The sequence below is a fragment of the Shewanella sedimentimangrovi genome (assembly GCF_017354965.1).
In the GTDB taxonomy this organism is placed as follows: Bacteria; Pseudomonadota; Gammaproteobacteria; order Enterobacterales; family Shewanellaceae; genus Shewanella; species Shewanella cyperi.
Genome location: NZ_CP071502.1, coordinates 2,515,279 through 2,531,937 on the forward strand (window position 1 = coordinate 2,515,279; position 16,659 = coordinate 2,531,937).

Annotated in this window: 12 protein-coding genes; 2 read left to right on the plus strand and 10 right to left on the minus strand. The window is 56.8% G+C overall.

Annotation, left to right across the window (positions count from 1 at the left end; all coding sequences use genetic code 11):
- Nucleotide 1: 1 nt before the first annotated feature.
- From JYB85_RS10955 to JYB85_RS10995, 9 genes are all read right to left on the minus strand, one after another.
- Complete coding sequence (locus JYB85_RS10955) at nucleotides 2-268, minus strand: DUF4212 domain-containing protein (protein ID WP_207320066.1); 267 nt, start codon at nucleotides 266-268, stop codon at nucleotides 2-4.
- 249 nt (nucleotides 269-517) lie between these two features.
- Nucleotides 518-1,129, minus strand: a complete 612-nt coding sequence (locus JYB85_RS10960; RefSeq protein ID WP_228730084.1) for a thiol:disulfide interchange protein DsbA/DsbL — start codon at nucleotides 1,127-1,129, stop codon at nucleotides 518-520.
- 27 nt (nucleotides 1,130-1,156) lie between these two features.
- A complete protein-coding gene (locus tag JYB85_RS10965; protein ID WP_207379331.1) occupies nucleotides 1,157-1,978 on the minus strand; it encodes an SDR family oxidoreductase in 822 nt (273 codons plus the stop codon).
- A 23-nt stretch (nucleotides 1,979-2,001) separates the two neighbouring features.
- On the minus strand, nucleotides 2,002-3,213 hold the full coding sequence (locus JYB85_RS10970; RefSeq protein WP_207379332.1) for an HD-GYP domain-containing protein: 1,212 nt from the start codon (nucleotides 3,211-3,213) through the stop codon (nucleotides 2,002-2,004).
- 470 nt (nucleotides 3,214-3,683) lie between these two features.
- Nucleotides 3,684-4,100, minus strand: coding sequence for a DUF2919 family protein (locus tag JYB85_RS10975; protein WP_207382044.1), 417 nt, complete (start codon nucleotides 4,098-4,100; stop codon nucleotides 3,684-3,686).
- A gap of 225 nt (nucleotides 4,101-4,325) precedes the next feature.
- Entirely contained in the window at nucleotides 4,326-5,285 is a 960-nt protein-coding gene (locus JYB85_RS10980; RefSeq protein WP_207379333.1) for a collagenase, read from the minus strand.
- Nucleotides 5,286-5,453: 168 nt separating this feature from the next.
- Complete coding sequence (gene ligA, locus JYB85_RS10985; RefSeq protein WP_207379334.1) at nucleotides 5,454-7,478, minus strand: NAD-dependent DNA ligase LigA; 2,025 nt, start codon at nucleotides 7,476-7,478, stop codon at nucleotides 5,454-5,456.
- Between the two features lie 83 nt (nucleotides 7,479-7,561).
- On the minus strand, nucleotides 7,562-8,497 hold the full coding sequence (gene zipA / locus JYB85_RS10990; protein WP_207379335.1) for a cell division protein ZipA: 936 nt from the start codon (nucleotides 8,495-8,497) through the stop codon (nucleotides 7,562-7,564).
- 23 nt (nucleotides 8,498-8,520) lie between these two features.
- Nucleotides 8,521-11,910, minus strand: coding sequence for a chromosome segregation protein SMC (locus tag JYB85_RS10995; RefSeq protein ID WP_207379336.1), 3,390 nt, complete (start codon nucleotides 11,908-11,910; stop codon nucleotides 8,521-8,523).
- 224 nt (nucleotides 11,911-12,134) lie between these two features.
- Between JYB85_RS10995 and cysZ the strand changes: the two genes are divergently transcribed.
- Nucleotides 12,135-12,908 carry a sulfate transporter CysZ gene (cysZ, locus tag JYB85_RS11000; RefSeq protein WP_207379337.1) on the plus strand — a complete coding sequence of 258 codons (774 nt, stop codon included), beginning with the start codon at nucleotides 12,135-12,137 and terminating at the stop codon, nucleotides 12,906-12,908.
- A gap of 209 nt (nucleotides 12,909-13,117) precedes the next feature.
- A complete protein-coding gene (locus JYB85_RS11005; RefSeq protein ID WP_207379338.1) occupies nucleotides 13,118-15,472 on the plus strand; it encodes a carbohydrate binding family 9 domain-containing protein in 2,355 nt (784 codons plus the stop codon).
- 62 nt (nucleotides 15,473-15,534) lie between these two features.
- On the opposite strand, the gene JYB85_RS11010 is transcribed toward JYB85_RS11005, so the two are convergent.
- Nucleotides 15,535-16,656, minus strand: a complete 1,122-nt coding sequence (locus JYB85_RS11010) for a beta-ketoacyl-ACP synthase III (RefSeq protein ID WP_207379339.1) — start codon at nucleotides 16,654-16,656, stop codon at nucleotides 15,535-15,537.
- Between the last annotated feature and the right edge of the window lie 3 nt (nucleotides 16,657-16,659).

Here is a 16,659-nt window from a genome sequence, read left to right on the forward strand (position 1 = left end):
CTCAGTCTTCGTGCACGTTATATTTTTTATCGAGCGCATTGGCCTTTGCCGCGTAGACAAAGATCAGTACCACGAACACATACATGGAACCCTGCTGGGCAAACCAGAAACCCAACTTGAATCCCATAAAGCTTACTTGATTGAGAACATCCACCAGCAGGATCCCGCAGCCGTATGAAACGGCGAACCAGATTGCCAGCAGCCCCAGCACCAGACGAAGATTCTCGCGCCAGTACCCTTGTGCCTTGTCGTTGCTTTCAAAAGCCATAGTGACTCCCCTGTGCATTTTATTGTTAAGTCCAGGTTAATCTAGCAAGCGGGAGTGTGACCACAATCACACCTTAGTCTAAGCATGGATTGCGACATGCAACCAATACACATATATATCTTTAATATCAGTGGTATAAAATATTTCCCACAATGTTGTAAATGCAAATATTTGCAGTCTCAGCGGCTGTCACCAAGCCATAAAATGAAAAACGCCCGGCAAGCCGGGCGTTTTATTAACATTCTATTGTCATTTTCCGCTGAGGAAACGCACCAGTTGGGCCATTTCCTCCGTGCTCTGACCGTGATCCCGGATCAGGTATTTACCGTTAACCAGCAAAGACGGGACCCCCTTGATTTCGGCCAACTGCGCCAGAGTGTCATAATTGCTGAGTGCCAGGGTGAGATCCGCCGATGCCAGCGCCTTTTCCACCACACCGGCCTCAATACCCAAGCCAACGAAGAAGTCTTTCAACTCCACATCGCTGCGAAACGGCGCCTTTTGGATCCGCTCAAACAAGGGCTTATGGCTGACCTCGGTCAACTTGAACTGCTGCGCCAGAAAATAGGCCTTCTGGCTGAAGACCCAGGCGGCACGACCGCCTGCCACCGGGGTACGGGTGAATTCCACCTGCTTGCCAAGGGCCTTGGTCAGTGCCTCCACAGCAGGATCCTTGCGATAGCAATGGGGGCAGTTATAGGAGAAAAACTCCCGCAGCACCGGCTGCTGCGCCTCCGGTATCCCGGCCACCTTCAGATAATCCCTGCCCTCAATAAAATTGGCCGCCTGAGCCGATACGCCAATGACCTGCAACATCATTGCCAACAGGGTCAGTACCAATACACGGGAAACATATGCCATTCCCAACAATCCTCTTGTCTCTGGTGATTAAAAAGCATCCGGACTCAGCATCATTGCAAGCGGATCCGGATAGCGATAATGGAAGCCCAGATTAGCGCAAATATGCTCACCGTCAATGGCTTTGCCTCCTGCAAATTCCTCGGCAAATTGCGGTGGCGGCAATTGCAAAGCTTCGGCGGCGGCCCGGTAAAAATCAGCCTTGGTTGGATGCAGTGGCGCACAAAGATTGTAACAGCTATCGGGATTGGCACTTTCAAGCACCAGGGTGACAGCAGCGATACAGTCATCGAGATGCACCAGGTTGACCGGTGCCCCACCGGCAGCCACGCCCTGACGACCGGCAAAGAAGCGTCCCGGGTGCCGCCCGGGTCCCACCAGTCCCGCAAAACGCATCAGGGTAGCATTGGGCTGCTGACCGAACATGGCCTCGGCCGCCAACAGGGTTCTGGCGGTATCACTGTGGGCCGCAGCATCCTTCTCGGTCATGGTTTGCGCCAACTCGGGATACACCCCAGTGGTACTGATAAATATCAGCCGTTGATATTGCCTGTCGCCGAGGGCTGCCACCAGATGGCCAAGCCGTGCCAAATAACCGCTGTCCCCGCGCCTGAGGCCCGGCGGTATATTGATCACCAGGGCATCGGCATCAAACAATGCCTGCGTCGTCTCGGGCACGGGCTGCTCAAGATCCAGCACAAAGGCCGCAATCCCCTCCCGGGTTAATTCTGCCGCGCCTTCCAGACTGCGTTTACAGCCTTTTACCGAGAAACCTTTTTGCATCAAATGGCGTGCCAAAGGCAAACCAAACCAGCCACAGCCAACAATGGCAACTGTGTGAATTTTATTCATTGTGACTCCGGAAAACAGCGGACTCAGCCCTGCATGGCGCTGAAATAGAAATTGATGGCCGAGTCGGCCTGCAGTACCCGCAAGGCAGCCTCATGCAACTCTTCGGCCTTGATGACCTGATCCACGGTCACAGGTTCTTCACTGAGCAGTCGCAGCGCAGGATTGGCACCGTTTGGCTCACAGGCCCAAACCTGAGGTTGGCGCACTTCCTTGGTGGTCATCATCACCTTGCCGACCGAACCATCGGATAAACGCACCAGGGTCCCCGGCGGATAGATACCCAGCACCTTGACCAGCACTGAGATCAGGGTCTCGGCGTGCTTGTCGGAATGATTTTTAAACAGATAGCCCAAGGCCAGCTGGGGCGAAATCAGCTTCTGGCTCGACAACTGACTGTCGAAATCATTGGCCAGGCTCACTATCTGGGTAATGATGGGGATCTTCTTGCCCTTGAGCCCGTCTGGAAAACCGCTGCCATCTATGTATTCATGATGATGCTTGACCACCTGCAGCACCTCAGGCGGAAACAGGCCACTGCGGCTGAGCATTTCATAGCCAAAATTGGGATGCTGCTGCATAAAGCGGGTTTCGGTTGGCGTCAGCCCGGTGCGCTTGCGGCGGATGATGTCGGGCACCTTGAGTTTGCCAATGTCATGCAACAGGGCACCCAGTGCCATGTCACGCATGTCTTTTTTGGGCAGGTCCAGGGCCTTGGCGATCATCAGCGACAATACCGCCACGCTGATGCCGTGCTGGGTGACCGAGCCATCCTGCTCGCCCAGGCTCACCAGAGCCAAATACGGGGTTTCCACTTCCAGCAAATGCACCAACATATCTTCCACCAGGGTGGCGGCCAGGCGGTAGGCCCCCTCGGGATCGGAGGTGATCTTGGAAAACAGGCTGCGACTGTTATTGACGCACTCAATAAAACGTTTTTGACTGAGGCGAATGGCTTTGCGGGTCTCCTTGCGGACATCGGGCTCCTGCAGCTGGGGTTCGATTTCTTCCGGCACCTCCAGCGGCGCCTCCTGGTTATCGGCCTCCAGCAACTCCTGGCCGTCCAGCAGTATGACATAGGGCACATTGAGGCCACGGATCATCTCAATCTGCGCCGGCTCTTTGATCTCAATACGGTTTCGCAGAAAGGGGTGATCGGCCCAGGACAAAGGCAACTTGATTGTCAGGCCCAGCCGTAAAGCCGAAACAGGGAGCTGTATGGGTTCAGCCTTGGCCACCGGGCGCCTCCTGAGTCTGAGAAGTGAAAACTGGCCACATCATGGATTAATGCCAATTACCTGAAAATAAAGCGTAAATCCATAAGTGGTTTTGCGCAAACATTTTTGGGGAACTAGTGCACAATTTTATCCTGAAATCACGGACACTTAGCGTTTAAGCTCATTATTTCGACCGACAACCTGAATATTTTTATATTGTATATTTTATTCGCTCATTTTAGACTCATTATGTCAGTGACCGAGTGCACCCCGAGCCAGGTCGCTGACAGTGTTGCTGTCAATTGCCCTGGAGTGGTTCTCACGCTGGAACCCTTCAGTGTATTTCCTTCTTGTGTGGCCAAAAAATTGCCCAAGGGCAATTCAGGTTGCGATTCAGACGCGATGTTCATCGCGTCTTTTTTTTGCCCTTTCCGGTCAGACCTTGTCCCTTCAGCAGCAATGGCAATATTGAGCGCCGGAATAACTCTGGCTCAGTCTTCAGCGTTAGCTTGCCAGTCCTTAAGGTAAAGTTTCAGATGCAGGGATTTAAGCAGGTAGAGCGCGCCCCAGAACAGCATCAGGGCATCGAAGGCGGCGGTGGGACTGAACATAAAATCACTGTGCAGCAAACGCTGACCGAGCAACATGCCGTCAAGGGCCAGCAAAAACCACAGGCCCCATTTCATGCGCCGAAACACAGCTATTGGCCAGCGCCAAGCGCGTTTGCGTTCGGCGATGACCAGCAAATACAAGAGCACGGCCCCCAGTCCCGTCAACAGCGCCAGCAAAAAGTCATCTTTGAGCGGATAAAACAGGCGGACCAACCCCGTCCTGTCATCGGCCTGAGTCAGGGATGCAATAAACACCAGCCAGCCGCGGCCAAGAAAAGCCAGCAACAGATACAGCATCAGCGGTGGCCGAACGTGGCCCTTATCGTCCAGCCAGGGGACATGTTCAAATTTGAACACATAAGATCCTAAGTGAATCACTTGTTATCGGGAGATGGATGCCGTGGCCATGAATTTCAACCCCAGGGGCCACACAATGAACAGAAAAAACCAAGGCAAAAGACATGGTCAAAAAAATACGGGCAGAAAAAACCCGGCAACTGCCGGGTCGATTAAGGGAGAAATCTACTTTTTCTGATTGTGGCCCTGTCTGTGGCTCTCGCTGTGACGCAGCAACATCTGTTCCCGCTGTGGCGAGCTGGACTTGGGCGCCAGCGCCGGACTGAGTCCATCAATCCACTGGCTGAACGCAGTGCCGTAGTTGCTGGACATCTGGTTAAGGGCGGCACTGTAGCCATTGAAATCGTTCTGCTTAAGCTTGTCTGTCATCGCCAGCACCTCGGTATAGTGCTGCTCGAACAGGAACCGCACCGCCAGATAGCTCCAGCGATAAATGCGGTCTGTGCTGTCACGGTAATCGGTCAGGAAAATTTCGCCCAGGGACGGACGACGTGACGGACGGGTATTCTGGGCCAGGCTCACGGCCTCGCCATTGTCTGTGCCCAGGGACAGGTATTCGGCCAAACCTTCGGCCCACCACACCATCTTGGATGGGTAGTGGTTGAAACCGCCGTAGCTGACAAAGCGGCCATCCAGATAATGAATGTATTCGTGGCGCAGGTTCCAGATTTGGAACTCGGGCCTGAGCCAATCGGCCTCGTGGGCATAGAAGCTGGCCTGATTGGCCGGATCCGCTGGATTACCCTCGATATACATGCCGCCATTGTTGGTATTGATGCCAAACAAATCATAGCCATAGGTGTTGTACTGGTTGTAGTCATCAAACACCACTACCCTCAGGCTGTCGTTGTAGTCATAGGCCACGGGCTGGTTACCGGTCGCCAGGCGCTGGTGAAAGTCCTGCTCCTGCACCGCCAACTGGGCGCAGCTGTCGATGAGCTGTTGTTGAGTCATGTCCTGGGCCCAAACCTTGATGGTGGGGCTGCATTCAAACCGTATCGGCAATACCTGATCCACGTCCGGTGGCGTGGTGCCCCCGCCGCCGGGACGGCCCTTGGCCGCCACTGTGGCGCTGCTTGCCAGTGCCAGCATCAGGGTAGAAAAGACTAAGGTGTGTTTAAACATGGCTTGCTCCCATTGTTACGTTATTGTTAACGGGATATTGTATATTTTATTATCTTTGCTTTGGCAATAAAAAAACGCCAACTTAAGGTTGACGTTTTTTCATGCAGCTTTTTTATGTGGCGCTTTTACAGTGCCCTTTTCATTCGGCCCATCTCAAGTAGCCGGGGTTCAGGCGCCCAGCAGGGCCAACAGACCGTCCTCGTCCAGCACCTTAACGCCGAGTTCCTGGGCCTTGGCCAGTTTGGAACCGGCAGCCTCACCGGCCACCAGGCAATCGGTGTTTTTCGACACGCTGCCCGCCACCTTGGCCCCGAGCGCTTCCAACTTTGCCTTGGCCTCGGTACGGCCCAGGCTGGTCAGGGTGCCGGTCAGTACCCAGGTTTGGCCCTTAAGCGGCTGGGCATCGGCCGAAGGGGCTTCAATGGCGGGCCAGTTAACGCCGGCGGCCAGCAACTTGTCTATGACTTCCAGGTTGTGGGGCTGGGCAAAGAAGTGAGCCACGTGACGGGCCACCACCTCGCCCACATCCTCCACCTGCATCAGGGCGTCCACATCGGCGGCCTGAATGGCCTCCAGGGTCAGGAAGTGCCGGGCCAGGTTGGCAGCAGTGGCCTCACCCACTTCGCGGATCCCCAGTGCATACAGAAAACGTGGCAAGCTGGTCTGGCGCGCGTGGGCTATGGCCTCCACCAGCTTGGTGGCCGACTTCATCCCCATGCGCTCCAGCATGGTCAGCATGGAGGCATTGAGACGGAACAGATCCGCCGGACTCTGCACCAGCTCTTTGTCGATAAGCTGCTCCACTATCTTGTCGCCCATGCCGTCAATGTCCATGGCCTTGCGGGAGGCAAAATGCTTGATGGCCTCCTTGCGCTGGGCCTCGCAGAAAAGACCACCGCTGCAGCGAGCCACGGCTTCACCTTCCAGGCGCTCCACCAAGGAGCCGCAGACAGGACACTGACACGGAAATTCGATATCACGGGCATCATCGGGACGACGCTCAGGCACTATCGCAACGATTTGTGGGATCACGTCACCGGCACGGCGAATAATAACGCTGTCGCCTATTTTGACTCCCAGACGGGCGATTTCATCGGCATTGTGCAGTGTGGCGTTGGACACTGTCACGCCGCCGACAAACACCGGCTTCAATCTGGCCACAGGGGTCACGGCGCCGGTGCGGCCCACCTGGAAATCCACCCCTTCCAGCACTGTCACTTCTTCCTGAGCCGGAAACTTAAAGGCGATGGCCCAGCGCGGTGCCTTGGCAATGAAGCCCAGCTCCTGCTGCTGCGCCATGTCGTTAACCTTGATCACCACGCCATCGATTTCGAACGCCAGCTCGGCACGGCGCGCCAATATGTCGCGGTAATAGTCAAATACGGCCTGGGGCGTAGGGCACAGTTTCACCTCTGTGCTGACCGGCAGACCCCAGGAGGCGAGGATTTCCAGCTGGCCCCTGTGGTTATCCGCCAGCGCCAATGCGGCCCCGGCCTCATCCTGCACCACCCCCAGGGCATAGGCGTAAAAGGCCAGTGCCCGCTGGGCCGTGATCCGGCTGTCGAGCTGCCTCAGGCTGCCGGCGGCGGCGTTGCGGGGATTAACGAACTGCTTGTCGCCGCTCTTGAGGGCGCGCTCGTTGAGGGCATCGAAAGCCGCCTTGGGCATAAACACCTCACCGCGCACTTCCACCAGGGCAGGCAACGCGTCTCCATAGAGCCGCAGCGGGATTGATTTAATGGTCTTGACGTTCTGGGTGATGTCTTCGCCCGTGCTGCCATCGCCGCGGGTGGCGGCCCTCTCCAGCACGCCGTTGCGGTACAGCAGGCTCACAGCCAGGCCATCGAGCTTGGGCTCGGCGCAGTACACAGGGCTGCCGATGCGATCGCCCACCCGCTTGTGAAACGCCAGGAAGTCTTCTTCACTGAAGGCATTGTCCAGGCTCAGCATGGGCTTGAGGTGGCTGACCTGCTCAAACTTGTCCAGCGCCTCACCGCCTACTCTTTGCGTCGGTGAATCCGGTTGCTGCCATTGGGGATGTTCGGCTTCCAGCGCCTTGAGCCTTTGCATCAGACGGTCGTATTCGGCGTCCGGAATGGTGGGCGCATCCAGGTTGTAGTAGGAGTGATTGTGGCGGTTAAGTGTGTCGGTGAGGGACAGTATCTCGTCAAGCACAGTCATGGACTCGGACATGGCAGAAATTTCCGTTGCAAATGAATGAGGCCGCTCCCGCGGCCCCGTTTACAAATCAATTTATTATAAAACAAAAAGTTAGATCAGGCCTGAGCCCGGATACGGCGCAGATAGTCGGCCTTGGCATGCTCATCCCAGGGACGGCGTTGGCCGTCAAGCACCAGGGCATCGAGATCGTCCGCCAACTGCTGGGCCGAGTTGAGCATGATGGAGAAGTTCATCAAGGCCTCACCATGGCAGGGCAAGGTCATGAACAACACCACACCCTGGGTGGTGAACTGCTCCATATTGTCGGGATCGAAGGTACCAGGCTTAAGCATGTTGGCCATGGAAAACAGCACCTTGCCGGTGCCGGCATTATCTTCATGGCGATGGAATATGTCCATGTCGCCAAATTTGAAGTTCAGGGTCAGCAGGCTCGGCAGCAGCTCGGCGCCCATGAGCGACTGCCCTTCCCTCGCCACCACGTGCAGTACCAAGACGTCACGGGGCTCGCCCAACTCAGGTTCAGGCTCCGGCTCTGGTTTTGCTTCGGCCTGAGGTTGAGCGGCAGCACCATCGCTGATAGCCACCTGAGCATCTTCGACCTCAACCAACTCTTGGGTTTCGGCGAACAGGTTTTCCTGCTGCGGTTGCTCACTGCCAAGACCCAACTCCATCTGGCTGATTTCAGGCTCTGTGCGTTTCATCTCTGCTTCGGCTGCGGCTTTGTTGCCACCGAGTACGGGTTCCTGACGGCTGCGCACCTTGGTGACCTTGGCCTGGGCATCAAGGGCAAACTCTGGCTCGCCAGTGTCTGCCGGGGCTTCGGCCGGCTTGACCTTGCGCACCCGCACTTCGCCTATGCCGTCGGCATCGAATCCCTCGGCATCCCGGCGCTGCGTTGACACAAAGGCCTGTGGCCGACTTTCTTTTATGGATCTGGGTTGCTGCTTCCTGATAGACCAAAAACCATGCACGAGTACGGCGATAATTGCGATCGCACCCAACACAAACAATACCAGTTGCAAATCTTCCATTGGTTACCCTGTGATTCCCAAAATTATCCGGCGTCGGCCAAGGCCACCGCCTCTTCAATATCTACGGCTACGATGCGTGAAACCCCTGGTTCATGCATCGTTACTCCAACCAGTTGATCAGCCATTTCCATAGTAATTTTATTGTGGCTGATATAAATAAATTGCACCGTGGCGGACATTTCCTGCAACAAACGACAGAACCTGTCGACGTTGGCGTCATCCAGCGGTGCATCGACCTCATCCAGCATACAGAAAGGCGCCGGATTGAGCCTGAAAATAGCAAACACCAATGATAAAGCGGTCAGCGCTTTTTCACCACCCGATAACAGATGTATCGTACTATTCTTTTTGCCCGGTGGCCGCGCCATGATGGTGACCCCGGTCTCAAGTAAATCATCATCGGTCAACGCCAGATAGGCACTGCCGCCGCCGAACACCTTGGGGAACAAGAGCCCCAGATCCGCATTGACCTGATCGAAGGTGGCCCTAAAACGCGTGCGGGTCTCCCTGTCAATCTTGCGGATGGCCTCTTCCAGGCTCTCAAGTGCCTGGTTCAGATCCCTGTCCTGCTCATCCAGGTAATTCTTGCGACTTTGCTGCTCTTCAAATTCGTCGATGGCGGCCAGGTTGATGGCGCCAAGGCGACTGATTTTCTGCCTGAGCTTTTCCAATCGCCCCTGCCATTCGTCAACCGTGGCGTGAGCGGGAATACCCGGTGCCGTGTCCGCCAGCTGCACCCCGGCGTCGGTCATCAAACCCAGTTGACTGTCCGCCTGACCCCGCAGGCCCTCGCGGCGCAGCTTCAGGGATTCCAATTGCCGACTAAGCTGCTCTATCTTGCCAACTTCTTGTTTTTGCTTCAATACCAAGGAGTCGATCTGTTCCTGAATACCGGCCTGCTCGGCGCGGTTCTGGGCCAGTGCCGTTTGCCGCTGCTGCTGGGCGGCCAGTAACAGCTTGAGCTTATCCTCCAGCGCGGCCCGCCCCTCGGTGGTGACCGACATGGAAGCGCGCTCCAGCTCAAGCTCCAGGGCTTGTACCTTGGTCACAAGCTCGCTTTGACGCTGCTCGCCATGGCTCATTTGCTGCCTTGCCAGCGCGGCCTCGGTCTGCCATTGACGGCACTGGGCCGACAGGGTGGCACATTGACGCTCAAGCTCCGCGCCGCGGCCCTTGAGGGTGGCAAACTGCTGCGTGAGTCCGGTTTGGGCCAACTCGCACTGGTGGCGCTCGGCTTCGGCCCCGTCACGCGCTTCCTCCAGCAACTGGGCTTTTTCCTCCAGCAGCTCCAGCTCCAATGCCAGCGCCTCGGCCTCCGTGGCCTGTGCTGCCAGGGCATTGCCCAGAAATTCCAGCTGCCGACTGTCCCTTTCCTGTTGGGCACTGATGGCACTGAGCCTTGCCTGCTCGGCCAGCAAGCGGCGCTGTACTTCGTCGAGTTGTCCTTGGGTGGATGCCAATGCCGCGCGGCACGCCTCCCGCTCTGTTATGGCCTGCTCACGGACCTGCCTTTGCTGTTGGCGCCTGGCCTCCAGTTCTTCCAGCTCCCGTGACAGGGCCTCGGCTTCGGCCTTTAGAGATACACTGCCCTTGCCTCCGGGCTGCAGGCAAAACCCCTGCCCCAACAACTCACCGCTGCGGGTCACCAGCAGGGCATCCTTGGGGAGCGAGGACAATCTGACCTGCGCCACCGACAAATCCTCAACAAATTCAACCCGGGCCAACCAGGGCGCGAGATTAACCGGAGCGCTGACTGGCCCAAAGTGAGCAATTGGCCCCAGCACGAAGCCGTCGTCATGCTGTTCCGTCACGGCCTTGGAGAGCAAGGGTGCCAGCAAGGCTTCCACCGCCCGCTCCCAGCCGGACTCAACCTCCAGGACTTGCCACAGGGCATCAAGGCCCTCGGCTGGCTCAGGGGCCTGCAAGGATTGCAGCAGGGTCAGGCGGGCCGAGACGCCGCTGACGGCCTCATTGGTCTCCGCCAAGGCTTGCTCATGGCGACTGAGCGCCAGCTGCGCATCCTCCAGGGCCTCGGCGGCAAGGGCTTTTTTCTCCAGCAACAATTGCTGTTCGGTCTCAAGAGCCATAAGACCGTTATCGTCGGCCACTGCGTGGCCGCCATGGCGCAATGCAGCTTGTTGCTGGCGGTATTCCTCACAGCGCTGGCGCGATTGCTCCAGGCGCTGGCGTATCATCTGTTGCTGGTTGTTGCACTGGGACTGGGCCATGGCGGCGTCCGCCGCCCGGCGCTGCACAGTCAATTGCTCCTGCTGGCCGGCATGCAGTTTGTCCTGCAGTTCATCGAGCCTTGCCTGCCATTCTTCCTGCGCCTCGGTGGCCAGGGCCAGTTGGGCCTCACCTTCGGCCAGGCGGGCCTGGAGATTGTCGAGGACAACCTTGGCCTGCTGCTGACTTTCAGCCAGGGCCTTGGCATCGTGGGTGAGGCGTTCGAGCTCGGCCTTGATGCTGGCACTGCGTTCATCCAGATGGCTCAGTTGTTGCTCTAGCCGCGCCACTTCGGTGCCATGCTGATAAAAGCTTTCCAGGGTCTGCTGCTCGTCTTCCACCAGAGAGCCCAGGGCCAGCTGACGGGTGGCCAGCTCAGCTTCCAGGGCCGTACTGTTGCCCTGGGCCAGATCCAGCTGAAATTGTATCTGCTCCAGTTCCCGTCCCAGGTGCTCGGCACTGTCCAGCAATTCCCGATAGCGCATCACCAGCAACTGGGCATGGGTCTCCCGCTCGCTGTGCTTGTATTCCCGGTAGCGCCTTGCGGCTTCCGCCTGGATGGCGAGTTTTTCCAACTGTTTGCCGAGTTCGAGGCGGATATCCCCCAGGCGTTCCAGGTTATCGCGGGTGTGACGAATGCGATTTTCGGTGTCGCGGCGCCGCTCCTTGTAACGGGATATCCCCGCCGCTTCCTCGATAAAGACCCGCAGTTCCTGGGGCTTGGACTCAATCAACCGCGAGATGGTGCCCTGTTCTATGATGGCGTAGCTGCGGGGGCCAAGACCTGTGCCCATAAAGAGATCGGTAATGTCCTTGCGGCGGCACTTCTGACCATTGAGAAAATACAGGGACTCCCCGTCACGGCTGACCTGGCGCTTGATGGCCAGTTCCTGATAGCTGGCATACTGGCCACCGAGGCGGCCTTCACTGTTGTCGAACACCAGTTCGACCCCGGCCACAGACACCGGCCTGCGGGCACTGGAGCCGTTGAAGATCACATCCGTCATGGCGTCGCCGCGCAGGTGCTTGGCAGAGCTTTCCCCCATGACCCAGCGTACGGCGTCAATGACGTTGGACTTGCCACAGCCGTTGGGACCTATGATGGCGGTCAGGGGATTGGGGAAGGGAATTTTGGTCGGATCGACGAACGACTTGAATCCAGCAAGTTTGATTTGTTTGAGTCTCATAGTGCCAGTCAGGTCGCCCGCAGGTATTGCCTATTGTTTTTTTATGAATGTTCTTATGGGGCGTTACAGCCATAAAGCCCTTGCTAAACTGAGGGCAACTGTACCAAAGCGGCCAGCATTTTGTAACGTTTTTTATCGGCTTAGCGCTAAATTGGTCCTTGCCTCACGGTCGCCCCTTGCTCACAATGCCAGTCAGGATTTTGTGTAGATAAAAAGTGAGTCCCATGCCCACAGCAACACTGCGCGGCGCCAAGAGTGGCGTCAATTATTTCATGGATGGTTTCCGCCTCATTCGCCAGCCGGGGATCCGCACCTTCGTATTTGTGCCTTTGACCATCAACCTGGTGCTGTTTGCCGGCGCCCTGTGGTTTGCCATCGGTGAATTGCAGGCCCTGTTTAACTGGATGGATGCCCAGTTGCCGGATTATCTTGGCTGGCTCGATGTGCTGCTGTGGCCGCTGGCTATTATCACCCTGTTGGTGGTGATGGCCTTTGTGTTCAGCTCGGTGATGAACTGGCTGTCGGCGCCTTTCAACGGCCTGTTGGCGGAAAAGGTCGAGCAGAAGCTCACCGGCAAGGCGCTCAATTCAGGAACCACTGTGGATCTTATCAAGGACCTGCCACGGATCCTGGGCCGCGAGTGGCTGAAGCTGAAGTATTACCTGCCGCGGGCCCTGCTGTTCCTGCTGCTGTTCTGGATCCCCATTTTGGGTCAGACAGTTGCCCCCATTTTATGGTTCCTGTTCAGTGCCTGGATGATGGCCATCCAATACTGCGACTACCCCTTTGATAACCACAAGGTGCCCTTCAAGGACATGCGCTTTGCCCTGGGCAACACCAAGGGCAGTGCCATGAGTTTCGGCGCCACGGTGACACTGTTTTCCATGATCCCGATAGTGAACTTTATCGTCATGCCGGTGGCCATCTGCGGCGCCACCGCCATGTGGGTCGACAAGTACCGCGAGGCCTATCGCCATCCGGTGATAGCCCCCGAATAACACACCATGCCGGCAACACTGCCGGCTTTTTTTTGCAATCCATTTAATAGCCAGAGTGTTACTGACACAGGCCGGTCTAACACAGGCCATTAACCTTATGTAACAAATTGCCCCTGTCAGCTTGATTCACTTTCGCTAAACTGGGCCCACTTTTGCGCTCATGGCTTTCCTCCAGAAGCGCCATAAAATCAACGATAACAATCAAACACATGACTCATAACAAGACTTCACTGTGGCGGCGCACGCTGCTGGCAGGCCTGCTGCCGCTGGCAGCCTCAAGCGCCCATGCTGGCCTCGACAGCCAGTTCAGTATCCAGATCCCCACGATAGAGACCGCGGCCAATATTGATGGCGAATTGGATGATGCCGTCTGGGCCAAGGCCGGACGTGCCTCGCTTACCTATGAAACCCGTCCATCCGAAAATGGTCCGGCGCCGGTGGCCACCGATGCCTTTATTTATGCCAGTAAAGATACCCTCTACGTGGCATTTGAGGCCAAAGACCCCAACCCCGACGAAATGCGGGCCCACCTGCGGGCCAGGGATGATGTCTGGGGGGATGACCTCATCGGCATCAAGCTCGACACCTTCAACAGCGCCAAGCTGGCGTACCAGTTTTTCGTCAACCCGCTCGGGGTCCAGTTGGACTCCATAGAGAATGAACTGACCAAACAGGAAAGCGCCGCCTGGGACGGCATTTGGTACAGCGCCGGCACCCGCACGGCCACCGGCTATCGAGTGGAGATGGCACTGCCGCTGACGCTGTTCAGCTTTGACAGCGACAAGGACGAGCAGGAATGGGGCATAGAGCTGATCCGTTTTTATCCCCGCAACGAGGATATGCGCTTTTCAACCCACAAAATAGCCAGAGACAACAACTGCCAGTTATGCCAGCTGGGTGTTGCCCGGGGATTGGAGCAAGCCGAACAAGGTAAAGGTATTCAGCTGACGCCCTCCCTGGTGGCCAAGGGGCATCGCAGCCGCGGTCCCGAGGATGGCGCCAAGTGGCAGGACGAAAAAGACCTGGATCCGGGACTCGATATGCGCTGGGCCGTCACCCCGTCGACCCTGGTCAACGCCACCCTCAATCCGGACTTCTCCCAGGTGGAGGCCGATGCCGGCCAACTGGATGTGAATACCACCTTTGCCCTGTTTTACGATGAGAAGCGCGCTTTCTTTCTCGACAACAAGGACTATTTCGATACCCGCATTAACTTGCTGCACACCCGCAACATTGCCGATCCCGATTACGGTCTCAAGCTGACCAGCAAGACGGATCAACACACCTTTGCCCTGCTGGGCAGCAATGACACCCAGACCCACTTTCTGGTACCGGGCAACCTGGGTTCGGGAATTGGCAGCATAGACAAGGAAAGCATCAATCTGGCGGGCCGTTACCGCTTTGACGCCGGCAATCATTTTGCCCTGGGTGGCCTGGTGACGACCAAATCCGCCGGCGATTATCACAATACTGTGGCAAGTGCGGATCTCAAGTATCAGCTTACAGAGCAGGATGCAGTGATCGCCCAGGTGGTGGCATCGGATACCCGTTATCCCGAGGATTTTTTCCAACAGTTTTGCCGTGGCGAAGATTGCAGTGAGCCGGACTCGGCCTGTGCTCCGGGTAACTGCGCCCTCAACGAGCGGGTGCTGCGCAGCCGCAAACAGGACAGTTTTGGCGACCGCCTGTTTAACATCAAGTACGAACACAACGATCGCAACTATTACCTGTTTGCCGACTATATCGACATAGGTGAGGATTTCCGTGCCGATCTGGGCTTTGTCGACAAGGTGGACTTTCGCAAATTCACCACCGGAGGCAACTACGTCTGGTATCCCGAATCCGGTCCCTTCAATAAGATAAAACTCGGCGGTGACTGGGACAGAACCCTGAACCAGGCCGGAGAGCAACTGGAGCAGGAGCTGGAAGGCTTTCTGGAGCTGCAGGGCGGCTGGCAAAGCTATCTGGCTATGGGCTGGGTCAACCGCGACCGGGTCGGCCCCCGTCTGGATGGCAGTAAACTTGCCATTGAGGGCAATACCCGAGAATTCAATGAAACCCAGTATTGGTTCTACGGCAACATGAGCCCCCTCACCTGGTTCACTGCCCAGCTGGACAGCGCCTTTGGCGATGAAATTGACCAAGCCAATAATCGTTTGGGGCGCAAGCTGTACCTTAATCCCACCCTGACACTGCGTTTGACCGAAGGGCTGTCACTGAAAATCGCTCACACCTTCCAGACTCTGGATGTGGATGAGGGCCGCCTGTTTACCGCCAATCTGAGCGATCTGCGTCTCAACTGGCAACTGAGTATAGAGAGCTTTATCCGGCTGTCGGCCATCTATACCCATGTCAAACGGGAACCCTCGCGTTATCTGTACTTCACCCCCGACCGCCTGTCGCAGCAACTTGGCACAGAACTCCTGTACGGTTACAAGCTCAATCCCTTCAGTGTCTTCTACCTGGGATACTCGGATGCCATGTCCGCCGATGACAGTTTCCCCGGCTTAAGCCGTACCGATCAGACAGTGTTTATGAAGCTGAGCTACGCCTGGGCCCTATGAGGCCGGGATGACCTGTCAGCAATAAAAAAGAGCCGCAATTGCGGCTCTTTTTTATTGCCTGCTTAACAACAACGCAGCACCAGGCTGCCAATGGAATAACCGGCACCGAAGGAGCACAGCAGACCCAGATCGCCCGCCTGCATATCGGCGCGATACTTGTGAAAGGCGATAACTGAGCCGGCAGACGCGGTATTGGCGTACTGATCGAGCACCACGGGCGCGGTCAGTGGGCTCACCTCTTCGCCCAGCAGTTTTTTCACCACAAACTGGTTCATATTGATGTTGGCCTGGTGCAACCACAGGCGCTTGAAGGCATCGGCGGTCAAATCCAACTCGTCCAGCTGCCCATCCAGATGCTGATAAATCATAGGCAATAATTCCTTGAACACCTTCCTCCCCTGCTGATGAAACAACTTGTCGGCGGCATGGGCGCTGGCGGGATCGCAGCGATTGAGAAAACCAAAATTGCTGCGGATATTACCGGAAAACTCGGTTTTGCACTTGTGGCCCAGGATCTCAAAAGCCTGGGGTGCACGGCATTGGGCGGCGCTCTCAACCACCAGTGCCGTGGCCACATCACCAAAGATAAAGTGGCTGTCACGGTCGCGATAGTTGATTTGCGCCGAGCAAATTTCGGGGCAGATCACCAGTACCCGCGAGGCGCTGCCGCCGAGGATGGCGCCCCTGGCGGCGGCCAGGGCAAAGGTCGCAGAGGAGCAGGCCACCTGCATATCGTAGGCAAAGCCGGCACATCCCAGCTCCCGCTGAATTTCAATGGCAATGGCGGGGTAAGCTCTTTGGGTATAGGCACAGGCGACGATGACCAAATCTATTTCATGGGCGGCCAGCGAAGCGCTTTCCAGGGCCATCCGCGCCGCCGCCAGTCCCATCTCAGCCTGCAATGACAGGCTTTCGGGGCTGCGCTCCGGGATCAGCGGCATCATGATCTCCGGATCCAATATGCCATCCTTGACCATCACGTACCTGTGTTTGATACCCGATGCCTTTTCGATGAATTCGCTGGAGGAGTAAGCCAGCGCACCCAGGTGTCCCATGGCGATTTCGCCGGCGTGTTCGGCGTTGTACTGATCCACATAGGCGTTATAACTGGCGACCAACTCTTCATTGCTGATGCCATTGGGCGGCGTAAACAGGCCACTGCCGGAAATCACTATGCTGTCCATTGG

Bases quoted from the DNA above. Each gene is read 5' to 3' on its own strand.
- ligA (WP_207379334.1), bottom strand. From the start codon at position 7,478: ATGTCCGAGTCCATGACTGTGCTTGACGAGATACTGTCCCTCACCGAC.
- JYB85_RS10995 (WP_207379336.1), bottom strand. From the start codon at position 11,910: ATGAGACTCAAACAAATCAAACTTGCTGGATTCAAGTCGTTCGTCGAT.
- cysZ (WP_207379337.1), top strand. From the start codon at position 12,135: ATGCCCACAGCAACACTGCGCGGCGCCAAGAGTGGCGTCAATTATTTC.
- JYB85_RS10960 (WP_228730084.1), bottom strand. From the start codon at position 1,129: ATGGCATATGTTTCCCGTGTATTGGTACTGACCCTGTTGGCAATGATG.
- JYB85_RS10980 (WP_207379333.1), bottom strand. From the start codon at position 5,285: ATGTTTAAACACACCTTAGTCTTTTCTACCCTGATGCTGGCACTGGCA.
- JYB85_RS10975 (WP_207382044.1), bottom strand. From the start codon at position 4,100: ATGCTGTATCTGTTGCTGGCTTTTCTTGGCCGCGGCTGGCTGGTGTTT.
- zipA (WP_207379335.1), bottom strand. From the start codon at position 8,497: ATGGAAGATTTGCAACTGGTATTGTTTGTGTTGGGTGCGATCGCAATT.
- JYB85_RS10965 (WP_207379331.1), bottom strand. From the start codon at position 1,978: ATGAATAAAATTCACACAGTTGCCATTGTTGGCTGTGGCTGGTTTGGT.
- JYB85_RS11005 (WP_207379338.1), top strand. From the start codon at position 13,118: ATGACTCATAACAAGACTTCACTGTGGCGGCGCACGCTGCTGGCAGGC.
- JYB85_RS10955 (WP_207320066.1), bottom strand. From the start codon at position 268: ATGGCTTTTGAAAGCAACGACAAGGCACAAGGGTACTGGCGCGAGAAT.
- JYB85_RS11010 (WP_207379339.1), bottom strand. From the start codon at position 16,656: ATGGACAGCATAGTGATTTCCGGCAGTGGCCTGTTTACGCCGCCCAAT.